Source organism: Mesotoga sp., from assembly GCF_035363035.1.
GTDB lineage: Bacteria > Thermotogota > Thermotogae > Petrotogales > Kosmotogaceae > Mesotoga.
Genome location: NZ_DAOSEH010000130.1, coordinates 1 through 4,060 on the forward strand (window position 1 = coordinate 1; position 4,060 = coordinate 4,060).

Genomic DNA, 4,060 nt, shown 5'->3' on the forward strand with positions numbered 1-4,060 from the left:
ACAGAACCCTGCACGAAAGATCGTGGGGACTCACCGCCTGCGACTCTCCGGACGGCTACAGGGGAGATTTTGGAGCGCCGCCTTCGGCTAAATCCAACACCGCGCACAGAACCGACGGAACCGTGCCACCCTGCGGAGCGCTCGGCTCGATCGTCTTCGTCCCCGGGATAGTCGAAGAAACGGTGAAACACTACTACGAAAACACACCGGAACTCTGGAGCGAGTACGGATTTCTAGATGCCTACAACCTCGACAGAAACTGGGTCTCCGACAGGGTCATCGGAATAGACAAGGGAATAACACTGCTCATGATCGAAAACTACAGAAGCGGAATGATCTGGGAACTGACCATGGGTAGCCAATTCATAAAAACCGGTCTCGAAAGACTGGGATTCTCGCAGCGATAAGAGCCGTCCTTGGTCCGGCGTCCCGGAGCATGAACCCGTCCTTCGGAAGAGCGAGAAGAGCGGTTCCTCGATATTACGCATCCAGAATGCCCCCACACTGTCATCCCGTTTGGCGAAAATGGGGACGGGTTCCTGGCGTCTGTACGCAATTTTCGCATTTACTAACTCATGTAGAAAAATGGTGTCTATTTTTTTCTGGTGGAGGTTCTTCCTCAGGGTATAGCACTTCAAAAGCTCTCCAGTTTTACACCCAGAGTTCCCCCGAAAGATGATAATCCTGTCACATGCTACCAATAATTGCATTTGCGATCGTGAAATATATCAATAAACCAACGGCATCGACTATTGTCGTTATCAAAGGACTGCTGGCCACCGCCGGATCAAGTTTGAACCATGTCAGTACAAACGGAACCATAGCTCCGATAAGATTAGCTACCAGAACTATCGCCGTCATAGAGATGCCAACAACAAGACCAATTTCGAGACCTCCTCTGAACAAACCCAATAAGGAACTAGCAAGGCCCATCGTTATACCCAGGGAGATTCCAACGAGAATTTCCTTCAAGAAAGTCGCCATCCACCTGGTCATCTTCACATCTCCCGTTGCAATAGCACGCACCATCAGTGTTGCCGATTGAGCGCCTGCATTTCCACCGCTGTCTATTAGAAGAGGGATGAAGAATGCAAGAGCAATCGTTGAAGCAAGAGTCGCCTCGAAATTCGCAATTATGCTTGACGATACAAGGTTTACGAGTATAAGAATCATCAGCCACAAGATTCTCTTGGAGTACAAAGTCCAGAAACTCGCATAAGCGTAACTCGTTTTCAAAGGTCCAACAGCTGCGGTTTTCTGAAAATCCTCGGTTACTTCCTCTTCGACGATATCGAGAATGTCGTCTACCGTAACGATTCCAAGAAGAACTCCAGCTGAGTCAATGACAGGAATAGCCACCAGATCATATATCTGGATAAGTCTCACGGCTTCTTCTCTGTCGGCAAACGGAGAGATGGCGGTAAAACGATAGTCCATAATATCCTTGACCGTAATACCTGGATCAGCAAGTATAAATTTTCGCAATTCAAGAGAATCAAGCAAACGCCACGAATGATCAGTCACATATATCATGTTTACGGTTTCACTATCTCTCCCACGCTTGCGTATGTGTTCGATGGACTTTTCGATACTCCACTCGGGCCTTACCGCAACATAATCTGGTGTCATTAGACGGCCGACACTCTCGGGCGGATAGCCTAGCAGCGTCCTGGCTTCATCGAGATCCTTTGGGCTGAGAAGATTTAGAAGGCGTTGTGTTGCCTGGCCGGGAAGCTCGCCAAGAATCTCGGTTCTGTCGTCGGGGCTAAGCTCTTCAAGTAGCGCCTTTGTTTCCTGATCAGTAAGATCTCCAAGTAGAAGGTCTTGATCCCGCGACTCAAGATATGAGAAGGCTTCTGCCGCAAGTTCCTTCGGGATAATCCTGAAGAGAATCACTCTCGACTTCTTCTCGAGATCCATAATGAGCTCAGCAATTTCTGGAGGCGATTCTTCAGAGATAATCCTTCTTATAGACTGCCAGTCACGCTTTTCGATGAACTCTTCAACTATCTCATAGAGCTCTGTTTTCATTTTTCACCTCCGGAAAAGGTCTGGAAGATATTATATATCAAGATTACCAGATTCACCCCCGTTCACCTTCCCAGTATGAAAGGCTGAAACAGACTTATGATTCCACAGGCTGGACAACATGTGGATAGTACCCACTCATCTGATCGACAGCTATGTACCCGATTTTCGCATTTACCAACTCATGTAGAAAAATGGTGTTTGTCCCTATTTTCCCACGGGATATAAAGTTCGTACTTTCTGGAAAACCCGTTGACTTTCGGTGGCGGGTTGAGTACAATATGAATGAATATAAAATTACTCATTCACGGAGATGCTTACAATGGAAGATAAGAGAAAGTTGCTATACGATTGTGCGAAAGAACTGTTTGGCGTCAAAGGCTTCAAAGATACAAACATATCCGAGATCACACAGAAGGCCGGAGTGGCAGTAGGAACGTTCTACAAATACTATCCGTCAAAGGAAAAACTCTTCATGGATATCTTTCTGGATGAAAACGTCAGGCTAAAAAAACGCTTTTTGCAGTCTCTTGATTTAACCCGGAGTCCTTTGGAAATCATGAGGCAAATGATGGCGTTGAACGCCGAGGGCATGAATGCAAACCCCATTCTAAGGGAATGGTATAACAAAAGTGTTTTTGAAAAAATCGAAAAGCTTTATCGTGAAGAAAATGGTATCCAGGTGGTTGATTTTCTATACGATACCTTCCTGGAACTTGTCAACAAGTGGCAGGCGCAGGGGAAAATGCGTAAAGACATCGACAGCAAAATGATCATGATGGTTTTTGCCGCCATAATCAATATAGATACACACAAGGACGAAATCGGAATCGAATATTTCCCGCAACTTCTAGCGATTATAGCGGAGCTTGTAATGGAAGGCCTGATGAACTGCTCTGAGTGAACAGGGCGGTTTTTCATCGAGTTTAGTGAATGAATACAAAAGGATTCATTCACAATCTGAATCAAGGGAGGGCTACACATGGAGCAAACAACGGTTATAGAATCTGACGGCTCTTGTATGAGTACTGAGATTACATACAAAGCATTCGGTGAAAATGCAGCGCCGGCAGTTACGCAAGCCAAAGCGGCACTTCTACGGCTGGAAAATATCTTGAGCCGTTTCATACCGGGCAGCGAGGTCAGTGTGATCAATAAGAACGCGGGAAAAGGGTATGTTAACATAAGCTCTGAAACATTTGAGGTCCTGTCGTGTGCAAGCCGGATTTCTGAAATCTCCGGGGGGCTCTTCGACATCACCGTCGGACCTTTGATTGATCTATGGAATTACAAACACTCCTTCCAGGTGCCGGAGGATGAAAAAATCCGGCATATTCTGTCTTTAGTTAATTACCGTGACCTGATGTTGAATTCAGACGAACAATCTGCCAGTCTTCGAAGGCCGGAACAGTCCATTGACCTGGGGGGTATCGGAAAAGGCTATGCCAGCGACTGCCTGGTGAAAACGCTTCAGAAGTACGGTGTCGTCTCGGCCTTCGTAAATATCGGAGGAAATGTATCGACGCTTGGAAATAAACCCGACGGCTCTTCCTGGAGTGTGGGTATCAGGCATCCCCGACATGATGGCTACCTGATCGGAGCGGTTAAGGTAACCGGCCAGGCCGTCGTCACCTCCGGTGACTATGAGCGGTATTTTATCGACGGGACCGGCAAGCGGCGACATCACATCATAAATCCAACCACAGGATATCCCGTTGAATCTGGACTGATAAGTGTTACCGTGGTTGCAGACAGCGCCATGATTGCCGACGGGTTATCGACTGCGATATTCGCGGCGGACATGGATAAGGGACTCGGATACCTTACTTACTTTCCCGGAGTCGACGTTGTTCTGGTTGACAATCATCAGCGCGTTTTTATTACTCGAGGCTTGAAAGAGATTTATCAAACGATTGAAGGAATAGATGTGATAGTTATATGAAAGGAGCAAGGAACAATGAGAAAACTGGCAAGAGAAAGGGAGGGAGAAAAATGTGGATTGTGATACTGATTGTTGTAATAATTGCGGCCG

General features: G+C 46.7%; 4 protein-coding genes. 3 read left to right on the forward strand and 1 reads right to left on the reverse strand.

Annotated elements, in window-relative coordinates:
- Positions 1-407: glucoamylase family protein (locus PKX57_RS11465; RefSeq protein ID WP_472417438.1), on the forward strand; the 407-nt coding region annotated here is incomplete at its 5' end.
- Between the two features lie 280 nt (positions 408-687).
- Here the strand turns inward: PKX57_RS11465 and mgtE are convergent.
- Positions 688-2,031: a magnesium transporter gene (gene mgtE / locus PKX57_RS11470; RefSeq protein WP_472414142.1), complete on the reverse strand. Its 1,344-nt coding sequence runs from the start codon at positions 2,029-2,031 to the stop codon at positions 688-690.
- A 319-nt stretch (positions 2,032-2,350) separates the two neighbouring features.
- On the opposite strand from mgtE, the gene PKX57_RS11475 reads away from it, so the two are divergent.
- Complete coding sequence (locus tag PKX57_RS11475) at positions 2,351-2,932, forward strand: TetR family transcriptional regulator (protein ID WP_214049221.1); 582 nt, start codon at positions 2,351-2,353, stop codon at positions 2,930-2,932.
- 117 nt (positions 2,933-3,049) lie between these two features.
- Positions 3,050-3,970, forward strand: coding sequence for an FAD:protein FMN transferase (locus PKX57_RS11480; RefSeq protein ID WP_472417440.1), 921 nt, complete (start codon positions 3,050-3,052; stop codon positions 3,968-3,970).
- Positions 3,971-4,060: the final 90 nt, after the last annotated feature.

What these genes read in the sequence shown, in the direction of transcription:
- PKX57_RS11475 (WP_214049221.1), top strand. Translation starts at nt 2,351, where the DNA reads ATGGAAGATAAGAGAAAGTTGCTATACGATTGTGCGAAAGAACTGTTT.
- mgtE (WP_472414142.1), bottom strand. Translation starts at nt 2,031, where the DNA reads ATGAAAACAGAGCTCTATGAGATAGTTGAAGAGTTCATCGAAAAGCGT.
- PKX57_RS11480 (WP_472417440.1), top strand. Translation starts at nt 3,050, where the DNA reads ATGAGTACTGAGATTACATACAAAGCATTCGGTGAAAATGCAGCGCCG.